The following is a 1,416-nucleotide window of genomic DNA, read 5'->3' as shown; positions in this document are numbered from 1 at the left end:
GTGCGACACGAGGTCGCACGTGACAAGTGGATGTATCGGAAGGAGGGCCGGCTGATACCGGCGATATAGTCCCGGGCCAGTGCCCGATGGCCCGTTCCCACCTGGACGTGCGTCGCTGGTGACGGCGGGGTGCGAAGCTCCGGGGAAAGCCCAAGGGCTCCCGATCCATCCGGGGGTTACAGGTGAGGGAAAGGCCGGGCGGGTGAACGTGAGTGAACCCTCGATGATGCCTCGTTACGTTGAGCCTCGGATGGATGGAAGGACTACCGGGGTTTAGGGACCATGCCGCTGTGAGGCGGCAGGCGACGGCCGTCCATTCGGAAGCGGTCGTGGTGGGCACCGCTGTCCCCGGGGTCGAGAGGGCACCCAATCCGGTTGCTGCTTGTGCGTGTGGAACGTGGAACCCCGTCGCGGTCCGGCCCGTGAGGGCTGGTGAGCTGACCGTGAGGAAAGCCGATCCCCTGGCGGGAGCAGGATGACCCAAGAAGCGAATGCCGGCATACCGAAAGGTGACGGGAAGACCATGACTGTAGTCGCGCCTCCTCCTGGTGTGGGTCATGGGAGGAACCGGCCGGATACCGGACCTGGTGTCCGGGCTCGAAAGGGTGCCCACGTGGGTCAGGTGAGCCCGTGGAGACAACCGATGACCACAGATGCGGAACCGAAGGACATGTTGGACACCTCGGCGATGGCCGGGGTGAACGGACCGGAGGACGACCGGCCCGGCTGGGACTGGTACGACATTGACTGGGACCAGGCGAACCGGGAAGTACGCAGGCTACGGCAACGGATCTTCGCGGCGTCGAGAGACGGAGATGTGAAACGTCTCCGGAATCTGCAGAAGTTGGCCTTGCGGTCTTTGGTGAATGCTCAGGTGAGCGTGCGCCGGGTGACGGAGGTCAATGCTGGCCGTCTGACTCCGGGAGTGGACGGTCGGGTCGTGCTGGACGCGCCGGGAAAGGCCGAGCTGGCTGAGACGGTGCAAAGGAAGGCCCGGTCGTGGACCGCGCAGCCTGTCAGGCGGGTGCTCGTCCCGAAGCGGGGAAAGAAGAAGAGTAGGCCGCTGGGAATACCGGTGATCGCCGATCGGGCGGCTCAGGCCATGGTGGTCACCGCGTTGGAACCAGAGTGGGAAGCGAGGTTCGAGCCGAAGTCGTACGGCTTCCGGCCCGGGCGTGGCTGCCAGGACGCCATTGCCGCGATCTTCTGGACCGTGGCGGGCGCGCGGACGAAACGCCGGTGGGTGTTGGACGCGGATCTGGAAGCGGCGTTCGACCACGTCGACCATGATCACATGCTTGGGCTGCTGGGCAGCTTCCCGGGGCGGGAAGTGGTGGCCGGATGGCTGACGGCGGGCGTGATCGGCCCAGACGGGTATCGCCGCACCACCGAGGGAGTTCCCCAAGGTGGTGTGAT

At 65.8% G+C, this 1,416-nt stretch carries 1 protein-coding gene; it reads left to right on the top strand.

Annotation, left to right across the window (positions count from 1 at the left end):
- Positions 1 to 613: 613 nt before the first annotated feature.
- On the top strand, positions 614 to 1,416 hold an 803-nt coding region (locus tag AB1460_RS37485; RefSeq protein ID WP_368967309.1), incomplete at its 3' end, for a reverse transcriptase N-terminal domain-containing protein.

It is taken from the genome of Parafrankia sp. FMc2 (assembly GCF_041008525.1).
In the GTDB taxonomy this organism is placed as follows: Bacteria; Actinomycetota; Actinomycetes; order Frankiales; family Frankiaceae; genus Parafrankia.
This window is presented reverse-complemented; position numbering and strand designations above follow the sequence as displayed.